Here is an 18,977-nt window from a genome sequence, read left to right as displayed (position 1 = left end):
CTGAGGCCGTCATAGTTCGTGGTGGTGATGCCGTAGGTGGATTCGCCGGTCGAGCGATAAGGATTGGAAAGCGTGACGACGCGGTTCAGGCCGTCGTAGGTGGTGTCGGTCGAGACCGTGCCTTCGGGATCGGAGGTGAGCTGGGTCTGCTTGAGGCGTCCGAGGCCATCCACCAGGGCGAGGCTCACCAGGTTCAGCGAATCTGTGATCTTGGCGGTGGTGGTCACCGTGACCGGAGGCGTGTCGTAGAAGCTGTTGGTCACCAGACCGCCGTCAGGCGCGGCCCGGGTCAGCATGCGGCTGAACTGGTCGTAGGTGTAGCTGGTGACGCGGTTGTTCGCGTCTGTGAACGACTGCATCCTCCCGGTGCAGGGGAAAGAGGTGGCGCTTACTTGCTGTGACAGCGCATTAGTGACTCGCGTGAGATAGGCGTAGCTGTTGGACGATGGCAGGCAGTTCGAGCCCGACCAGCTGTCGTCCCAGGCGTAGCTGGTGGTGTGCTGGCCGGGGTCGGTCGAGGAGCGCAGGTTGCCCACGGTGTCGTAGGTGTTGGAGGTGACCAGCCACGCGCTGCTGGGGAGGTTGCGCCAGCGCTGTACCTGGGTGGCAAGGCCGCGGGTGACGTAGTTGGTGGAGTAATTAGTGTCGTCGTGGCCGGGAGCACCGCTGGCCGAAAGCAGCGTGGGCTCGTCATAGACGTATTGGGTCTGCGCTTTCTGATTTCCCGCGCCGTCGTAGGTCGTGGTGGTCGCAGGCAGATTCATCAGGCGGATGGCCGCAGAGAAGTAATCGTGCCCGTTGAGCGTATGGACGTAGGAGGTCACGGTCTTGCGCAGCAGCCTGCTCTGGCCCCAGTCGTAGTCCATGCGCTGGCTGACGTTGTCGATCTTGCGGGTGACCGTGGTGGGCTGCGGCTGCGCCTGGACCCACGGGTCGAGCCAGGGTAGGTAATTGGCGGTGAAGGTGTCGTACTGCAGGGTGTACTTCTTTGTCGGGCCGCTAGCGTCAAGCTTTGTTTGCACCGTGGTCGGGAGGTCCCACGCTTTCGTGCCCGAGTAGGTCGTGGTCACGGTCTGCAGCACCGTGCCGGAGGAAGACTTGGTAACGACCGATGTCTCGTGGGCTGCCAGCCCGTGGTAGGTTTCCCCACCCTGTCCCGCGATCATCTCCTGGGTGAAATTGTGGACCTCCTTGTGACCATCAGGAAAGGTGATGGTCATCGAGCTATTGTTCGCCTGAGTCCAACCGGCAGTGTAAGTTGTGGTGACGCAATCGTTGGCCGATGTGCAGGCCTGTTTTTGAGTGACCTCACGGAAGGTAGCGGTAATCGAATAATAATCATTAGGAGGCTGCTGGCCAGTATCTATCGAGAGTTCGAGGTGATCATAAGGAAAGTAGCTGTAAGTCGTATATCCGCCCGAAGGGTAGGTAATCTTCGACAGCTCCCCATTTCCAGAAAGGAGATAATCAAAGGAATAGACGTGACCGCCGACGTTGAGTGAGGTCAACATACTCCGGTTGCACGAGCCACTCCGATTTGCCACGAGAATTGGTGGCTGAAGGTGCCAGTCTGTGTACGGCATGCCGAAGGACCAGTTCACCGTCTGGTTGGTGTAGCCGAAAGAAACGGTAAAAGGATTGCCGTTGGAATCGGTGTAGCTAAGGCCCGTGAGACCGCCCGACTGCTGCAAGGCACAGTCGTGACCGCTTCCTCCCCCCGTCAAGACAACGGTGCGCCCCAGAGTGTCGGTAATTGATCCGGCGTTGAAGGTGATGGTGTTGCCGTTCGCGTCGATCATCTTGGTTGCCGTGGTTGAAGCGCCGGGGAAGTAGATCTTGGTGCCATTCCGCAAAGCCAGGACAGTGCCGTCGGCTGTATGCAGCGTCAGAATGGCGCCGCTATTGTCCTCGGCGTCCATCACATTGATCTCGTAGGGAGAGGAGCAGCCCGGATTGTTGGAGAAATTGTGGCGGCTGCCATCACCGAGAATGACGGTCGTGGTACCGATACAGCCGTACTGCACGCCCGTGGAATCATAGAGCAGCAGGCTGGTCTCGTAGATGCTGGGGATGTTGAGGTGCCACCCCATGGCTACGTAGGGGTTGCGAACGTCTTCAAGCCAGGCAGATGTCAGCAAGCCAAGTTCCGCATCGTAGGCTGCCTCGTTCTTCCACATCTTGCTGTCGTATTCCAGATTGAGGTCAAGATCGAAACCGTTACGCCCCGGAAGATGAACGAGCGGAATCTTCAGATTGAGGTTGCCGTTGGTCAGGTTGACGTTCTCTACAGTGCCGTCATAAGGGATGTAAGCGCGAGTCCCGGTGTCCGTCTGTGCAGCCAGGCCTACCGAAGGAGACTGCTGCTGGGCCACGGCTGGAGCCGCAAAGGTGAGGGCAAGAACCAAAACGGCGGCGATCAAACCAATATTGAGGCTGCGCATCAGTGGCCTCCCTGAGAAGCTGTCGTCAGCTGAAAATCCCTGGCTGCAAGCCCGACGTTGAACTGCACGCTGGTGATATCGAGCGTGGAGACCAACTGCTCGTCGACCCATATCTCCTGATGGAACGGGACCAAGATTCCCTGCACCGGGCGGTAGTCGCTGTACTTCCGCAATCGGGGGATAAAGGCGAGCCGGTTGGTGAAGGTCTGCAGCAGATACTCGATCTGCACCGGCAGGTAGGTGGTGGTCGAGAGCCACACCGTCATCGGGGAACCGGCCTTGACCTCGTCGGCACGGGGGTCGGTCGCATCGGGCACCCGTCGCAAGCGCAGCTTGTAGGTCGGTTCGCCGACGACTTCCGTACCCAGATATTCCACGCGGACTTGCGGGTCGGCGAACTCCTGCAATCGGCCCAAGAAAGGCAGGAGCCAGGGCGGGGCCGACTGGGGCGTGATTCCCATGCCGTTGGCTGCCCGTGCCAGTCCTGCCGACAGGTCCGATTTCGTGGCCTGGCCGGGGGCATCGGAGTATTCCCAGCGAAACTGCGTTCGTCCTCGTGCCTTGAAGGTGATCGTCTTCGTGATTACGCCATTTCCCATGGAGGCTGTAGCCGTGGCTATGGCGTCGTTGGGTAAGGTCGCAGGTGCCCAACCTCCGGCGGTCAGCATCTGCGTCAACACGGTCGTGGCGAGCTGGGCAGAGGCGGAAGACGATGCAGTCGAGTCGGTGGTCTGTGCGATTGATGGAATGCAAATGAACAGGACGATTAGCAGATGAATTGCCGCCCGCATGTCGGCTCTCCTTCTTGGTTATCGGCCAGATGAATTCAGGACGCGGAGAACATTGCGCCCGCAGGAACGGTGCTGACCAGAAGTGGGCAGTTTTGTTCCGGATTCGGAACAGAAGCCTGCATAACAAACTGCCGGAGCAGGAGGCGGTGACACAGGTCACGAATCAACGTGACTAGCCCTGCGCGTAAGTCGTTGATTCGACGATTCTGTTCCGAAATGTAATGCAAGTGGTGGAGTGTGAGTATGAGAGCGGCGGCTCATGGGGATCGGTTTGCGATGCCCTCGCAGAATAGAAGACCTAGACTCTTGTTCCGTTTTCAGAACAATCAACTATCGAGTCTGGGAAATACGGATGGACATAGGCTCGAATCGGTAGAGTCACCCACGACAGCTGTGTGGACTTTTGTGGGGACCCCTCGTGCATTCTTGATGACATCGGTACAGCTGGAAACAGGTCTGCACAAGAGGCAAACTGACGGGACCTAAAGGGGTTGCAGGGCTTTCTATCGTTGGTCCAATCAGTTAGCAAATCAACCAGAAACGATTTTCAAGACCGCCCGTTTCGACCGCTCACGCAACCCTCCGCGGCTCCGCAGCGCTCTGCTTTCACCAGTCTACAGCACCTTCCACGCTGGCCGAGGCGGCGCCCGTTGCATACCGGGTTGCCTACGGCAGATTGCCAGCGAAATGGCCCTCCGAACCAGACGAATCGAGAGGTTGGCCCGCCCATGGCTCTTGACAGTGCGGCTGAAAAAGCGGAAACTCCCACGCTGTCACAGAAAGTTCAAACGCGAGGAATTACCCCGTAAGGTCGGGGACGTGGGGAGGATTCCGATCGTTAGGTTTTGCCATCGAAGCAGGACGCTAGTCCTCTTTCTCGCCTTCGTCATCGCGAGTGCCGTGGTCGCGGTCCGGCCGATCCTGGCCGCCGACGAGTCTGCCCTCAGCAAGGAACAGATCGAACAATTCCTGCTGAACGCCGAGGTGGTAGCCCATAAGCAGAGCAAGAAGGGCATCACCCTGCCATTTCGCCTCACGCTGAGCGACGGCAAGATGACACACGACGCCTCGTTCCAGAGCATTGACGAACACAAACATGAGCAGAAGTTGAGTTCCGGCCAGACCGAGTACAACTTCGTGGACTCCTACAAGTACAACATCGCCGCCTTTCGGTTGGCGGAGCTGCTTGGATTGGACGACATGGTGCCGGTGTACGTCGAGCGCAAGTGGGAGGGCAGACGAGGCTCGATCAGTTGGTGGTTGCCAGTACAAATGGATGAGGGAGAACGTAAGAAAAGGCACGTATCTCCGCCGGATCCTGATGCCTGGAACAAGCAGATGTACAAGGTCCGGGTGCTCGATCAACTCGTCTACGACGTGGATGCCAATCTCACCAACGTCCTGATCACCCCAGACTGGAAGCTCTGGCGGGTCGATTTCTCACGCGCCTTCCGCCTTTATGGCCAGTTACAGGAAGCCAGGGACTTGGTACGCTGCGACCGTCAGTTGCTCGCCAAGCTGAAGGCACTCGATGGCAATGAGCTGGCTGCCAGGACCGAGGGTTTTCTGACCAAACCGGAACTCAAGGCAGTGCTGGCGCGACGCGACAAGATCGTCGCGCACTTCCAGAAGCTTATTGCAGAAAAAGGCGAAGACGCAGTGCTGTACTGAACGCAGCACCCAGAGGGGCAGGCCGGCAACCCTTCCGCTGCTGCCAACGACAGCAGCGCCAGCAGAATCTCGTTTCGAGCGGATGGCCCAGTCTGAAACGCCGCCGGACCATCCTTGACATTGCCGCATGAAACGTTTGCTGCATCGCGTCTTGAACTTGCGCGAAGGCGACCTCGCCCGCGGTGCGCTGCTTTTCGCGTATCTCTTCCTCATCATCACCACCTATGTGACCGCCAAGGTGGCGCGCGACGCATTGTTTCTGGACAAGTTCCTGGCCGTCCAGCTGCCGTACGTGGATATCTCCGTGGCGGTATTGGTCGGGTTCGTGGTGGCCGGGTATGTGCGCATCGGCCGGCGTCTGGACTTGCCGAAGTTGCTGGTCTCCAGCCTCCTCTTTTTTGCCCTCCATAGTCTGCTGTTCTGGATCCTGGTGAAGCATTACCACTGGCCGTGGCTGTTCCCTGTGTTCTACGTCTGGGCTGGGATCTTTGGGGTGCTGGCGCCGGCCCAAGTCTGGACCCTGGCGAACTACGTCCTCACCACGCGCGAAGCGAAACGCATTTTCGGGCTGCTGGGCAGCGGCGGCATCGCGGGCTGGATCTTCGCCGGCTTCCTCTGCAAAGGCGTGGTGCGGCTCTTCGGCACAGAGGCACTTTTGCTTGCCATGGCCGTTTTCATCGCCCTGTCGGCCGTCGTGGTGGTTTTGATCGAGCGGCGACAGGTGCAAGAGCTTGCCGCCGGTTCGCAGCGCCGCGCCGGGAGTCGCGGCTCCATTCCAAGCCTGATGACCAGCTTGCGCCTGGTGTGGGGCTCGAAGTATCTCCGCTCGGTTTCTACCCTGATCTTCCTCTCGTCCTACGCGACCACCATGACGGGCTGGCAATTCAAAGCCATCGCCAAGCAGTTCCTCGTCCATAAGGACAAGCTGGCGGCGTTTTTCGCGGACTTCAACCTGTTCGCCGGCCTCCTCTGTCTGGCATGCCAGCTCTTCCTCACCACCCGGTTCCTGCGGCGCTTCGGCATCGGCATCGCGCTCACGCTCGTGCCCATGGCCCTGCTGGCGAGCAGTTTCGGGGTCCTGGCCATGGGGACTTTGTTCTCCGTGCTGATCCTCAAGAGCACCGACCAGGTCCTGCGCTATTCCATCGACAAGTCCACGGTCGAGCTGCTCTACCTGCCCGTGTCCCCCGGGCTGAAGATGCAGGTGAAGTCATTCATCGACACGGTGATCTGGCGCTCCGGCGACGGCCTGGCCGGGATCGGTGTGCTGATCTTCGCCACTTCGCTGCACGTTTCCGCCCGCAACATGAGCTGGGTCTCGGTGGGGCTGCTGTCGGCATGGCTGGCGGCGGCGGTCGTCGCCCGCCGCGAGTATGTCACCACGCTACGCGACACCATCCAGCAGCACCGGCTCGACACCGAACGCGCCATGGCGCCGGTCCTGGACCGCTCGACCGCCGAGATCATGGAGGCCAAACTCGCCTCCGATGATCCGCGCGAGGTGCTCTATGCCCTCGACCTATTGGGCGTCGAGGAAGAGCAGGCGGTCCGTCCCAAGCTGCGGAAGCTGCTCGCCCACCCCTCCGCCCAGGTCCGATACAAGGCCCTGGCTCTGCTGCACGCGGCGGAAGACACGTCGATCGCGCCGCAAGTACGCGAGCTGCTGCACGATCCTGATCTCGGCGTGCGCACCGAGGCCCTGCTCTTCCTCTCGCGGTACACCAATGTCGATCCGCTCAGCACCATCGAGGAGCTTGGCGACTTCCCCGAGTTCTCCATCCGCTCCGGCGTAGCTGCATTCTTGGCGCGACCCGGTCCGAACCAGAGCCTCGAGGCCGTGCAGGCGATCGTGAATGAGATGATCGCCGGAAAGCCAGGCGACCGCACCCGCAGCCGCAAAGAAGCGGCGCGCTTGCTCGGCGAACTCCCGGAGGGCTTCGACCAGCACTTGCACGAACTCCTGGACGACCCCGAGCCCGAGGTCGTACGGGAAGTGTTCCGCTCGGTCGCAAGGCTCCGGAACCGGCGCTTCATCCCCGAATTGGTCGAGCATCTTGCCGATCCGGCAGTGGGCGCGGATGCAGCGGAGGCGCTGGCCTCGTTCGGGGACACGGTCGTGGGCACGATCCGCGATTACCTGGTCGATCCCGACGTCGCGCCCGGTATCCGCAACGAACTTCCAGGCGTACTGCTGAAGATCGGCACGGAGGAGGCGGCGCAGGTGCTGGTGGAGAACCTGATGCAGGGCGATCCGACGCTCCGATTCCGCATCATCTCAGCCCTGAACAAGCTGCGGCGGCAGGCGGTGGGCCTCAACATCGACCAGGACGCGGTCGAGAGCATTCTCGCGGCCGAACTCCTGGGCCACTATCGCTCGCATCAGGTGCTGCACCGGCTGGCCGCGATGCGTGATGATGCTGCCATCCAGGCGTTGCACAAGACCATGGACCACGAGCGCGAGCGTATCTTTCGCCTGCTCGGCCTGGTATATCCGCAACACGATCTGCACAGCGCTTACGTCGGGCTGCAATCGAAAGATCACGTGGTGCACGACAACGCGCTGGAGTTCCTGGACAATGTGCTGAAGCCGCAGCTTCGGAAGATCCTCGTACCCCTGCTGGACAGTGAGTACTCACTGGAGGAGCGGGCCCGGGTGGCCGACCGGCTGCTGGGTACCGGAGTTCCCGACCAGGAAACTGCGGTCGCACTCCTGATCGCCAGCGATGATCCGTGGCTGCAGACCTGTGGCGCTCACGCCATCGGCGCGCTGGGTTTGAGCGCCCTTGCCACCCACCTGGAAGGATGCCTTTCGTCAAACGATCCCGGGCTGCGGGACGCAGCGCGCAATGCGAAGCAGCGCCTGGCCGCCCGTGCCGTCATCGCGTGACCGGCCTGCCCAGGGCTGCGCGGGCCGAACTCAATGGTTAGGCGGCGGCTCCGAACGGCGGTCCCCGGCGCCAGCCTCTTGTGATTGGGGCGGCGACCGATCCAGTAGCGTCCTTCGTTCATCGGCGTAGATGGCGGTGAACTTTCCGTTCTCGATCTCCAGTGCCGAAGGACGGCCTTGGGCGTAAACCCGGCTGATGCCCGTATCGATCAGGAACACCTGGCCGCCAAAGCGCTGCCGGATGCGGTATTCGGGCTGCGGGGTGTGACCGACGACCACATGACGCGCGCCGGATCGCGCGAGCAAGGCCGTCAGGCGCTCTGTGCCCTCTTGCTCCGGCCATTGCGAATAGCCGCGGAACCAGAGCGGCCCATCGTCTCGATAGCCGTACCAGCGGAAGTAATTGACCAGGTATTCCAGCCGGGTACGCAGTTGCGCATCGCTCACACCGGCTTTCAGCTCCGCCGCCGCAGACTCCAACATTTCCTGCAGGGTGAAGAAGGGCAGGATGATGCCGCGCGCCTCGAGATCGCTCACCAGCTCATCGAATGTCCGCAACTCGGCCTGGATGCGTTCGTTCAGTTCCGCCACCCCGGTGACATCCAGGGCCGGGTCGATGCCTCCGTGCAAGAAGATGACATCGCCAACCTGGGCGACGGCTGCACGCTGCCGAAGCCAACGACCATATTTTTCTTTGGCTGAAAATTGCCCCCGTTGTTCCACGAAGCCTAAGGGATGGCGGGCGTTCCAGCTCGCCTCGGCTTCCGGCACCGCGGGGTAGCCCATCCTCTTGGCGCGCCGTTTCTCCCAGGCGCAATAGCGCTGGTAGGCATTGCTGCGGATCTTGGCGGTGTCTGGGGCGGAGAATTCCGCGAACCCGGCCGGCGTCACATAGCGGAGATCGCCCACCAGGTTCATGAACTCGTGGTTCCCGAGCAGAGCGATCACCCGCCCGCCCGACTTGGGCGCTTCCTTTTCCAGGGCCATCATCAGGTCCAGGACTTCCCGGCCGTGGTCACCGCGATCGAGCAGGTCCCCAACCTGCACCAGGATGGTGCTGCCTCCCGCCCAATGCCGGTCGGCATCGATCACCCCGGCGTGCTGCAGGATCCCGGCAAGCGCACCGGCGTCGCCATGCACATCTCCCACGGCGACCACCCGCTGCCCTGGGGCACAGATCGAGACCGCCAGCACCAGGACCAGCAGTGACCCACGAGCACTCAGCGAGCGAAGCGTCATTGCCCTGCCTCCGGACAAGCAACCTTCAGTTTACAGTAGCAGCGCTCTTGGCCCGCGAATCACTGGCGGCAGTGACATCCGTCACCGCCAGCCGGACGGGCCGGCGGGATACTGCGGCCGTGGGGAGGTGTCCCATGGTGTGGCTGATCCTGACCCTGCTCCTCCTGACCGGCCTTCTCGCCCTCCTGATACCGATGCTCTACGCCGGCGAAGTGTACCGCGTGCGCCGCGGGCTGCACCGCGTGACCTGCCCGGAGACCAAGAAACGGGCGGCGGTGGAGATCGACGCCCTACACTGCGCCGCGACCTCGCTGACGGGCAGCGAATACATGCGGCTCAGCGATTGCTCGCGCTGGCCGGAGAAGAAGGACTGCGACCAGGAGTGCGTGTACGAGCTGTTCGAGCCGGAGACGCCGCCGGCCGCGAAACCCGGGCTGCCCCACGTCGCGGTGTGGGCGGGAGCCGGCGCCGCCTGGCTGCTGGGAGCGTTCTGGTACGCCGACCCGGTGTTCGGGCGCGCCTGGGTGCGGCTGCACGGGCTCGGCCAGGAGGCGGCGCGGGCGCGCGCGGAAGCAGTCGCGCCCTATCTGGTGCCGCTAGCCGGTTTCCTGCTGCTGGGATATGTGGTCGCGCTTGCCGAGCGAGTGGCCGGGCGCCTGGGCATGGTGCGCGCCATCGCCCTGGCAGTGGCGGCATGCGCCGCCTTCCTGGTCGTCGATCTGCTTTTGCGGCCAGCCTTCCCCGGAGAATGGCTGCCCCTCACCTGGGTGGAGATGACGTACGCGCTGGCGGGCAGCGCGCTGAGCGCCGCGGTGGTCAGCGGCTGGCCGGCGCTGCGACAGGAAGTCGGAGCATAAGAACGGCCGCCGCAGCCGAGAAGAAACGGGGCATGGCTCGGGCCATCCCCCGTTTCAGGTCCGTTCTCCTCGTACAAGAATCCAGGTCAGACCGCCGCAGCCAGCTTCGCGGGCTCAATATGGTTTCCGTTCTGGGCCAGCAGAGCCCTAAGGTTCTCGGAGTTGGGGGCGGAGCGATACACCTGGCAGAAATAGCAATCGCGAACCGAGACCACCGGGCAAGCGGAGCGGTTCGCCCAGCAGGGCTTGGAAGCGTCGGAGATCACCGGGCAGTTCCGCTTGCTCTCAAAACCGCAGTGGCGGATCTCCCAACAGGGTACAAGTGCCAACAAGTGACGGATCCCGGCGAAATTCAATCGTGCCTCGCGGACCAGCCGCAGGACCGTGCCGATCCATAGGTAGTCGTGTTCGGTGTAGTAGCGCGTGCCACGACTGGACTTCAGCGGGATGACCAGGCCTTCGCGTTCGTACAGACGAAGCAGATCCACCGAGATGCCGAAGTGCCGGGCGACCGCCCCGATCTTCAGGCTGCCGTCAGGCAGGTGTCCCTGCTTCTTTTCCATTCCTAAGCGCATAGTGGCCACCAAGAAAACACACAGATTTTCGTACAGCCGCTACTCAAGAAAGTGCAGGTTTTGAGCCAGTAAAGTTGACTTGCAAGTCAAGAGTAAGTAGCAGAAACGATGTCACTTATCGCTAAACCGCGGGACTGATTCGCTTGGAATCTGGATGACCATAGCGGGAATTGACGCAGAAAGCGTGAGTTTGCGCTCAGGAAACTGAAGCTGCTGTGATTTTCAGCACCGGTTGCCAGGCAGAGCGTGCCCGCAAAGCAGTTTAGAATGAAGCGCCATGCCGACGACCCTGTTCGAAGCTCTACCGTACGACCCGAAACGGGAGCGGCGGCGCAACGCCATCATCGTGACCGCGGTCGCGTTGCTGCTGGTGGTGGCGGCTCTGCTCTACCTTTTCCGCAATCTGCCCTACGAGCGCGTGGTGGACCGCTTCTTCACCGCCCTGGAGAAGAAGGACTTTGAGGCCGCATACGGCATCTGGCTGAACGATCCCGACTGGAAGCAGAACCAGGCCAAGCACACCAACTACACCTTTCACGATTTTTATGTGGACTGGGGACCGGGCGGAGAATGGGGCATCATCCGCCAGCACGAGATCGTCGGTTCCGCCGCCCCCAAGGGCGGCAGTGGGGTGGTGGTGGTGGTGAAGGTCAATGAACGGGCGGAAGAGGCCCGCATCTGGGTGGAGCGCAAAGACAAGACCCTGACATTCTCGCCTTACTGAGTGGTCTTGGTCGCGCTGAGTTGGCCGACGGTCTTGTGCAACGACGCCTCGTCTTCCACGTTCAAGCAGGTGCGCGTGCGGTCGATCTGACGCATCAGGCCGCAGAGCACCTTTCCCGGCCCGACTTCCACGAAGGTATCCACGCCCTGCGCGATCAAAGCGCGCATCGAAGCGTCCCATTGGACTGCGCCTGTGACCTGGCGCGCCAGCGCGCCGCGGGCTTCGTCGGGGTCGGTCGTCGGCGTGGCGTCCACGTTCTTCACCACCGGGACCTGCATGGGATGAAACGTGAGCGCGCGCAGGTCCTTCTCCAGGCGGTCCTGGGCGGGCTGCATCAGGGCACAGTGGAATGGGGCGCTGACCGGCAGCATAACAGCGCGCTTGGCGCCGCGCTGCTTGGCCAGCTCGGCGGCGCGCTCCACCGCCGCCCTGCTGCCGGAGATCACGATCTGGTCGGGAGAATTGATGTTGGCCGGGGAGCAGACCTGTGCCTGGGCCGCTTCGGCGCAGACGGCGCGCAGGTCCTGCAGCTTCATTCCCAGGACGGCGGCCATGGCGCCTTCACCCACCGGCACCGCCTCCTGCATGTAGAGGCCGCGATTGCGGACGGTGCGCACGGCATCGGCGAAGTCGAGGGTGCCGGCAGCGACGTGCGCCGAGTACTCGCCCAAGCTGTGCCCGGCAACGAAGCCGGGCGCGAAACCCTTGGAGCGCAGCACGCGGAAGGCGGCAACGGAAACCGTCAGGATGGCGGGCTGAGTGATCTCGGTGAGCTTGAGCTTGTCGTCCGGCCCCTCGAAGCAGATCTGCGACAGCTTGAACCCGAGCGCCTGGTCGGCTTCGTCGAAAGTCTGCCGCGCCGGAGGATACAGAGCGGCGAGTTCCCTGCCCATGCCCGCAGCCTGGGAGCCTTGTCCGGGGAACAGGAAGGCGATGGCCATGGGTCAGTCGGCTAGAGCGGGATCGGCTTTGCCGTTGAGGAGCGCCAGCTCGTGCTCGATCTTGGCGTTGATCCCGGAATTGGCGAACTCCGAGGCGACCCGCAGCGCGTTCTTGATGGCATTGGCATTGGAGGAGCCGTGGCCGACGATGCAGATGCCCTTGATGCCCAGCAGGGGCGCGCCCCCATACTCGGAGTAGTCGAGACGCTTCTTGAAATCGTTGAAGGCGCGCCGCGAGAGCAGGGCCCCGAGCTGTGAGCTGATGGTGGAAGCCAGGGTCTCCTTGAGCAGGTAGCGCACGGTCTCGACCATGCCCTCGGAGATCTTGAGGGCCACATTGCCGACGAAACCGTCGCACACGATGACGTCGAGCTTGCCGTTGTAAAGGTCGCGCCCTTCCACGTTGCCGACGAAATTCAAGGGCAGGCGCTTGAGCAGGTGGTAGGCGCTGCGGGTCAGCTCGTTGCCCTTGGATTCTTCTTCGCCCACCGAAAGCAAACCGACCTTGGGTTTGTGCGTCCCGAAGATGGCACGGGAGTAGATATCGCCCATGACCGCGAACTGTTCCAGGTTGTGGGGCTTGGAGTCGACGTTGGCGCCGACATCGATCATGATAGCGGCGGTGCCCTGCGAGGTGGGAAAGACGGCGGCCAGCCCGGGACGGTCCACGCCGGGCAGTGCCCCCAGCACCATCTTGGCGGTGGCCATGGCGGCGCCGGTGTTGCCGGCGGTCACGAAGCCGGCGGCCTCGCCCTCGCGCACCAGGCGGCAGCCGACGCGCATGGTGGAGTCGCGCTTGGCGCGCACCGCCTGCGCCGCTTTCTCGTGCATGCCGATCACCTGGCTGGCGGGGACGACGCTGATGGGCAGCTCGGCGGCAGCCGGGTGGTGATCTAGTTCGGTGCGAAGGGCGTGCTCCGGGCCGACCAGCAGCACCTCGACGTCATGATGGCGAGCGGCAAAGATGGCGCCTTCGACCTCGGGCTTGGGGGCCCGGTCGGTACCCATCGCATCGAGCGCAATGACGGTCGGCATCGCCCTCCGTGCCGCTTACTTGGTCTCTTCGACTTCTACGATCTCGCGTCCCTTGTAGTAGCCGCACTTGGGACAGGCGCGGTGGGGCATCTTCCGCTCGTGACAGTTGGGACACTCAGAGAGCGAGTGGGCGGTGAGAAAGTCGTGAGCGCGGCGCCGGCTGGTGCGCGCTTTGGAGTGCCTGCGTTTCGGGTTTGCCATGAGTACCTCCGGGGACGAACCGCGAACCTGTGCGGTTCCCCGGTCGCCACTTCCTGATCAGACTTCTTTAACTCGGCAGATCCTTCTTCAGTTCCTTGAGAGCGTCCCAGCGGGGATCGGGCGGCGTCGCCGCGCAGTGGCAGCTCTCCTGGTTCAGGTTGCGCCCGCATTGCGGGCAGATCCCCTTACATTCCTCGCGACAGACGGCCTTGAGCGGGACCGCCAGCAGCACCTGCTCGCGCAGCACGTCCTGCAACTGCAGGCCCTCGCCCTCGTAATAGCCGATCTCGGTGTCGCCCTCGTGGACGGAGCGCTCGTGCGGCCCCGCGTCCACCCCCAGCGGCCGGTACAGCAGGTCGAAGTGCTGGGCCAGGTCGCGGACCACCGGCTCCAAGCAGCGGGCGCAGGACAGCTCCACCCGCGTCGAGTACTCGCCCACCAGGCGGATGTCCTTGACCGTCTGCCTGGCGCCGCGGTGTTCCTCGACCAACTGGGCCCGGCCCGAGCTCATCAAGTCCGTCTTCTGCCGCAGCTCGGGCCCAAAATCAATCATCTGCGGCCGAAAGCGCTCCGCAAACTCGACTTGGCGGAGCTCTAACTCTTGGATACTGATGAACATACGCGCGCTTTGCGGCCCGGCGGGTGAGTACGTGGTTTCCGCCAGCCGGCGCCAGAAACGGACTTCAACCTCGGGGCAAACATCAAGAATAGCGGCCCGGCGAAGAAGGTGTCAAGAACGGCTCATTCGATGGGTGTCGTGCAGTTGCTGCCGCCGTTGGGATCGTAGCGGATGATCGTGAGCTGACTGCCGCAGAAGCCGCGGATCCCAGTCGTCCCCGGGGTAACCGGCACACCCGTGCTGCCGTAGGCGCTGACCGGATTTCCGCTCGGATTGATGATGGCAAAGGTGTAGCCACTCTTCTGGCAAGGCTGAGTGGCACAACCTAGCACCCAGTCCAGCAGCGCGGCATTGTTCTGGCTCACCGGTGTCCCCGGCGCCGGAGCACCCAGCTTTGCCAGGTTGTCGGCGTATCCAAAAGTCGGATAGGTAATGGAGTAGGTAGTCTGAGCCGTGTTGATGGTGCGTAAAGACGAGACCGCCGAGGCTTCGTTGGCCGCCAGCCTGGACTTGATGAGATTGGGAATGGCCATAGCGGCGATGACCAAGATGATGGCCACGACGATCAAGAGCTCGATCAGAGAGAAGCCGGATTCTCGGCGCATAGCTACCCCTTTTGCTCTGGCATGCACGGTTGGAATCCTGGGGAGGGTACGAGTGCAGGAACTATAGCACACAGCATGGGCAGGTGAAAGCAACATCCGGACTAGCACGGGGGCTTGTCCAAAGGCTTGATCGGAACGGAGTGAGCGCGCCTGCGCCGGGGCGCCCACCTGCTAGACTGAACGGCCCATGATCCCGGGATTCGCGACCGCGGAAGGAACCGCGCGCTACCGTCAACGGTTTCCCCAGCTGGCCCAGGCGGGACACTTCCGCCGGCCCGAGCACGTGCCGGGCGCGGGAGAACTTTGGCTGCCCTCGATCGGGTTGGGCACCTACCTCGGCGAGCCGGATGACGCCGGGGACAAGCGTTACACCGAGGCCATCGCGGAGGCTTTGCGCTCCGGCATCAATCTGCTGGACACGGCCATCAATTACCGCCACCAGCGCTCGGAGCGGAACATTCGCGAGGCCCTGTCGAAGCTGATGGACGCGGGCGTCCGCCGCGACGAGATCGTGGTCTGTACCAAGGCGGGGTATCTCTCGTTCGACGGGGAGATGCCCGCCGACCCGCGCGCCTACTTCCTGAAGGAGTACGTCGAGCCAGGCACCCTGAAGCCCCAGGAAGTCGCCGGCGGGATGCATTGCATGGCGCCCAAATACCTGGCCGACCAGATCGAGCGCTCGCGCCGCAACCTGGGACTGGAAACCATCGATGTCTTTTACGTTCACAATCCTGAGTCGCAGTTGGGCGAAGTCCCGCACGAAGAATTCCGCAAGCGTCTGAAGGCCGCCTTCGAGATGCTGGAGAAAGCGGTCGCGGCCAACACCATCCGTTTTTACGGGACCGCCACGTGGAACGCATTCCGCGTGCCCATCACCGAGCACGAAGGGATGGAACTGGCGGAGGTGGTAGAGCTGGCGCGCCAGGCAGGAGGCGAGCAGCATCACTTCCGCTTCGTGCAGGCGCCTTTCAACCTGGGAATGCCGGAACTGTTCGCTCTGCGCAATCAACACCTGGCGAAAGAGCCGGGGACGTTGCTGGAGATCGCACGCCGGCTGGGGGTCGCCGTGGTCGGCAGCGCCAGTCTTTACCAGGGCCACCTGACGCGGGACCTGCCGCCCTTCCTGGGCGAGCGTCTGGGGATGACCAGCGATAGCGCCAACGCCATCCAGTTCGCCCGTTCGGCGCCCGGCATCGCCTGCGCCCTCATCGGGATGAGCCGCCGCGAGCATGTCATCAGGAACATCGAGGTCGGAGGCCACCCACCCACCCCTCCTGAGACCTGGGAAGGCCTGTTCGCTCCCCGCTAGAAAAACACTGCAAGAAGGTCCGGCGGCTCCGTTCTCCTCCCGACGGAGGGAGATTCCCCCGTTTGAACGGCGTCATCCTGAGGGGCTTCAGCCCCGAAGGATCTCGCGTGCGACACGCAAGATGCTTCGCGCCTAAAGGCCGCTCAGCATCGCGCCGGGACTTAGGAGGGCATATGCGAACTTCACTGAAAGTGGCGGCGGTGCTGGCGGTGGCGGCGTTCTTCAGCTTCGCCAGCTGGAACCGGGCCGACGCCGGGTATCCCGCTCCTGCGGGTAATCCGAAGCCGGCCGGAAGCTTCGGTTCGAGCGGATACAAGGTACTGGCGCCGATCTCCCACGGGAACCTGACTATCTTCCCGGTGGTCGCGGCCACCACCTACGACACCGGGCGATTTCTCACCCTGGACGAAGGTCTGCGCACGGGCGAAGTAGTGATCACAGAGTGGAGCAACGTCCGCGGCATGGTGCGCCCGCGGCATGGCCGGCGCTGTCCACCGAACGCCGACTGCTACACCCCGCCAACCCGCAGCGCGCAGGTCAACAGCCTGGCGCTGATCAACAACTCCGACCGGCCGCTGCTGCTGCTGGCGGGCGAGATCGTCACCGGCGGCAAGCAGGACCGGGTGATCGGCAAGGACCGTATCGTGCCGCCCGACAGCGAGCCACTCGACCTGAACGTCTTCTGCGTGGAGCCGGGGCGCTGGACGGGCGCCACCGAGCAGTTCGGGACCGTCTCGAAGCTGGCCCCGATGGCCCAACCGGCGGTGCGCTCCAAAGCCATGGCCGACAAAGACCAGCAGAAAGTCTGGGACGCGGTCGGCAGTTCCAACAGCGCCGTAGCGGGAGCACTTTCGCCGTCCGCGCGGGCGGAAGTGGCGGGAAGGACTTCTTACGCCGGCGTCATGGCCAACGAGGAGGTCAAGAAGCAGGTGGATACGGTCGCGGCTCCGATGCAGAAGTCGTACGAGAGTGTGCTGCCGCAACTTCGCGCGCAGCGCGCGGTGGGCGTGGTGGTGGCGGTCAACGGCGAGATCATCTGGGCCGACCTGTTCGCCAGCACTTCCCTGCTGGAGAAGTACTGGCCCAAGCTGGTGCGCTCCTACGCCGCCGAGGCGGTCACCGCTCGCCGGGCGCGCTGGGGCACGCCGAGCGTCGCTGAAGCGCAGCAGTTCCTCGAAGATCTGGACGGCCGCAGGCAGTCGGTGGAGACCGAGCCGGGCGTGTTCCGTCACACCGAGATCTGGGGGAAAGGGTTCCGCGCATTCGAGCTGGCGTCGTTGCTGCCCAAGACCGGCTTCGACGTGCACATCAGCAAGATGGCGGAATGAGGGCCCAGTAAAGATTTGTCAACGGGCGAGGCAACCCATGGGACGCGCCAAGGTGAGTTTGGTTGCATGGGCCAGAAAAAATATTTGTCCGCAACTCTCGGGGTCTCGGTTGTGTCTAATCCGGCAGAGCAAGAAAGGGGCCAAGGGGTAGCAAGGGTCGGAGGTGAGGTGACATGGAAGACAGATTCTCCATCACGGAAATGGTGGTGTTGCGGGATACGATGCTCGCGGGGGCATTCGATTCCCAGCAGGTAGGGGAGATGCTCCAGGTGTTCCTGATGGGGCATGGATACGGGGTTTCGCCCGACGCGGCGCGTGCCGCCGCCAGCCGGGTCGAAGGCGCGCGGTGCTCGTTGGAGGTCATCCAGCAGGAGTTGGAAGGTCTTGCGCTCGTGATGTAACCGCATCCAGACGATCGCTGGAACCAAGAAGCCGGGCGAACCTGCCCGGCTCTTCCTTTTGCTTAGGGACGATCCCCTCGATGGCGTCATCCTGAGGGCCTTTAGGCCCGAAGGATCTCGCGTGCAGTTACTCGGAAGCTTCACGCGAGATGCTTCGCGGCTGAAGCCGTTCACCATGACGCCATCGATGAGTCAATCCTTGCTGTACTTGTTCCGCTTCTTGTCGGCGTGGCGTTCCAGGCCCAACTGGATGAGCCGGTCGATGAGCTTGGGATACTCCAGCCCGCTGGCCGCCCACAGCTTGGGGTACATGCTGATGGAGGTGAAGCCGGGCATGGTGTTGATCTCGTTGACGTAGACCTTGCGGCTCTTCGGGTCCATGAGGAAATCGACGCGCGACAGGCCGGAGGCGTCCACCGCCTGGAAGGCGCCGACCGCCATCTGCTGCACCTGTTTCATCTGCCTCTTGCTGATCTTGGCGGGGATGTGGAGCTGCGAGCCTTCGCTCAGGTACTTGGCTTCGTAATCGTAGAACTCCTTGCCGGGCACCACCTCGCCGACGACCGAGGCCTCCGGGCGATCGTTGCCCAGCACCGAGCACTCCAGCTCGCGGGCCTTGTGCTTGGCGCCGCCGACGCCCTCCTCCACGATCAGCTTGCGGTCGAACTTGGCGGCTTCGTCGAGCGCGCCCGCGAGTTCGCTGCGGCCGTGCGCCTTGGTGATCCCCACGGAAGAGCCGAGGTTCGCCGGCTTCACGAATACCGGGTACTTGAGCTTCTTCTCTACCATCCTGCGGACGCCTTTGGGGTCGTCCTGCCACTGCGAGCGCAAGATGGTGATGTGTTTGACGATGGGGAGGCCGGCGGCGGCGAACAGGCGCTTCATGACGTCCTTGTCCATCCCGGCGGCGGAGCCGAGCACGCCGGCGCCGACGTAAGCGATGTCCGCCAGCTCCAGCAGTCCCTGGATGGTGCCGTCTTCGCCGAAGGTGCCGTGCAGCACGGGAAAGATGACGTCCACCTCGATCGCGTTTGTAGCGCGGCCGCCCTCGGCCGCGTGCCCTTGCAAGGGCGCCAGCGCGGTCTCCGGCACCGGCGGCACCAGGACATCCTCGCCCTTGGCCAGCACAGCAGCGCCGGGCGTGGCGTCAGGGTCGCCGGCGCGCAGGTGGCGTTCTTCGTGATGCTTCTCGCCGCGCAGCAGGCGCTCGGCGTGGTGCGCTGTCAGCCAGCGGCCTTCCTTGGTGATGCCGATGGGCACTACGTCGTACTTGCTCTTATCAATGGCGTTGACCACGGACGCCGCCGACAGCAACGAGACTTCGTGCTCGCCGCTGCGCCCGCCGAACAGGAT

Annotated in this window: 17 protein-coding genes; 7 read left to right on the top strand and 10 right to left on the bottom strand. The window is 63.1% G+C overall.

What is annotated here, in order from left to right; translation table 11 throughout:
* Positions 1-2,441 (bottom strand): hypothetical protein (locus VMS96_11910; protein HVP44130.1); only part of this gene is annotated, 2,441 nt, incomplete at its 3' end.
* On the bottom strand, positions 2,441-3,232 hold the full coding sequence (locus tag VMS96_11905) for a hypothetical protein (protein HVP44129.1): 792 nt from the start codon (positions 3,230-3,232) through the stop codon (positions 2,441-2,443). The genes VMS96_11910 and VMS96_11905, both read right to left, overlap by 1 nt.
* A gap of 900 nt (positions 3,233-4,132) precedes the next feature.
* Between VMS96_11905 and VMS96_11900 the strand changes: the two genes are divergently transcribed.
* Both VMS96_11900 and VMS96_11895 read left to right on the top strand, forming a co-directional pair.
* Positions 4,133-4,903: a hypothetical protein gene (locus tag VMS96_11900; protein HVP44128.1), complete on the top strand. Its 771-nt coding sequence runs from the start codon at positions 4,133-4,135 to the stop codon at positions 4,901-4,903.
* A gap of 127 nt (positions 4,904-5,030) precedes the next feature.
* A complete protein-coding gene (locus tag VMS96_11895; protein HVP44127.1) occupies positions 5,031-7,790 on the top strand; it encodes an Npt1/Npt2 family nucleotide transporter in 2,760 nt (919 codons plus the stop codon).
* A gap of 30 nt (positions 7,791-7,820) precedes the next feature.
* Here VMS96_11895 and VMS96_11890 read toward each other — a convergent pair whose 3' ends face one another.
* Positions 7,821-9,029: a metallophosphoesterase gene (locus tag VMS96_11890; GenBank protein HVP44126.1), complete on the bottom strand. Its 1,209-nt coding sequence runs from the start codon at positions 9,027-9,029 to the stop codon at positions 7,821-7,823.
* Between the two features lie 134 nt (positions 9,030-9,163).
* On the opposite strand from VMS96_11890, the gene VMS96_11885 reads away from it, so the two are divergent.
* On the top strand, positions 9,164-9,886 hold the full coding sequence (locus VMS96_11885) for a DUF1761 family protein (protein ID HVP44125.1): 723 nt from the start codon (positions 9,164-9,166) through the stop codon (positions 9,884-9,886).
* 86 nt (positions 9,887-9,972) lie between these two features.
* Here VMS96_11885 and VMS96_11880 read toward each other — a convergent pair whose 3' ends face one another.
* Positions 9,973-10,449: a MerR family transcriptional regulator gene (locus tag VMS96_11880; GenBank protein HVP44124.1), complete on the bottom strand. Its 477-nt coding sequence runs from the start codon at positions 10,447-10,449 to the stop codon at positions 9,973-9,975.
* Between the two features lie 289 nt (positions 10,450-10,738).
* On the opposite strand from VMS96_11880, the gene VMS96_11875 reads away from it, so the two are divergent.
* Positions 10,739-11,185, top strand: coding sequence for a hypothetical protein (locus VMS96_11875; protein HVP44123.1), 447 nt, complete (start codon positions 10,739-10,741; stop codon positions 11,183-11,185).
* On the opposite strand, the gene fabD is transcribed toward VMS96_11875, so the two are convergent.
* The 5 genes from fabD to VMS96_11850 all read right to left on the bottom strand — a co-directional run bounded on the left by fabD (position 11,179) and on the right by VMS96_11850 (position 14,586).
* Positions 11,179-12,126, bottom strand: a complete 948-nt coding sequence (fabD, locus tag VMS96_11870) for an ACP S-malonyltransferase (protein ID HVP44122.1) — start codon at positions 12,124-12,126, stop codon at positions 11,179-11,181. The two genes, VMS96_11875 and fabD, sit on opposite strands and share 7 nt — an antisense overlap.
* 3 nt (positions 12,127-12,129) lie before the next feature.
* Positions 12,130-13,161 carry a phosphate acyltransferase PlsX gene (gene plsX, locus VMS96_11865; protein ID HVP44121.1) on the bottom strand — a complete coding sequence of 344 codons (1,032 nt, stop codon included), beginning with the start codon at positions 13,159-13,161 and terminating at the stop codon, positions 12,130-12,132.
* Positions 13,162-13,176: 15 nt separating this feature from the next.
* Entirely contained in the window at positions 13,177-13,362 is a 186-nt protein-coding gene (rpmF, locus tag VMS96_11860; GenBank protein HVP44120.1) for a 50S ribosomal protein L32, read from the bottom strand.
* A gap of 67 nt (positions 13,363-13,429) precedes the next feature.
* Entirely contained in the window at positions 13,430-13,915 is a 486-nt protein-coding gene (locus VMS96_11855) for a DUF177 domain-containing protein (GenBank protein ID HVP44119.1), read from the bottom strand.
* Between the two features lie 188 nt (positions 13,916-14,103).
* On the bottom strand, positions 14,104-14,586 hold the full coding sequence (locus tag VMS96_11850; protein ID HVP44118.1) for a type II secretion system protein: 483 nt from the start codon (positions 14,584-14,586) through the stop codon (positions 14,104-14,106).
* Between the two features lie 187 nt (positions 14,587-14,773).
* On the opposite strand from VMS96_11850, the gene VMS96_11845 reads away from it, so the two are divergent.
* The 3 genes from VMS96_11845 (at position 14,774) to VMS96_11835 (ending at position 17,624) form a co-directional block, all read left to right on the top strand.
* The gene (locus tag VMS96_11845; GenBank protein ID HVP44117.1) at positions 14,774-15,895 is read left to right on the top strand and encodes an aldo/keto reductase; all 1,122 of its coding nucleotides are present in this window, start codon (positions 14,774-14,776) and stop codon (positions 15,893-15,895) included.
* Positions 15,896-16,068: 173 nt separating this feature from the next.
* Positions 16,069-17,223, top strand: a complete 1,155-nt coding sequence (locus VMS96_11840; GenBank protein HVP44116.1) for a DUF6569 family protein — start codon at positions 16,069-16,071, stop codon at positions 17,221-17,223.
* Positions 17,224-17,396: 173 nt separating this feature from the next.
* Entirely contained in the window at positions 17,397-17,624 is a 228-nt protein-coding gene (locus tag VMS96_11835) for a hypothetical protein (protein ID HVP44115.1), read from the top strand.
* A 192-nt stretch (positions 17,625-17,816) separates the two neighbouring features.
* Here VMS96_11835 and VMS96_11830 read toward each other — a convergent pair.
* Positions 17,817-18,977, bottom strand: a 1,161-nt coding sequence (locus VMS96_11830) for a D-alanine--D-alanine ligase family protein (protein ID HVP44114.1), incomplete at its 5' end; no start/stop codon positions are given.

Source organism: Terriglobales bacterium (assembly GCA_035543055.1).
Lineage (GTDB): Bacteria > Acidobacteriota > Terriglobia > Terriglobales > Acidobacteriaceae > JAIQFD01.
The sequence above is the reverse complement of the archived record's forward strand: the minus strand, read 5'-3'. Positions and strand labels throughout refer to the sequence as shown.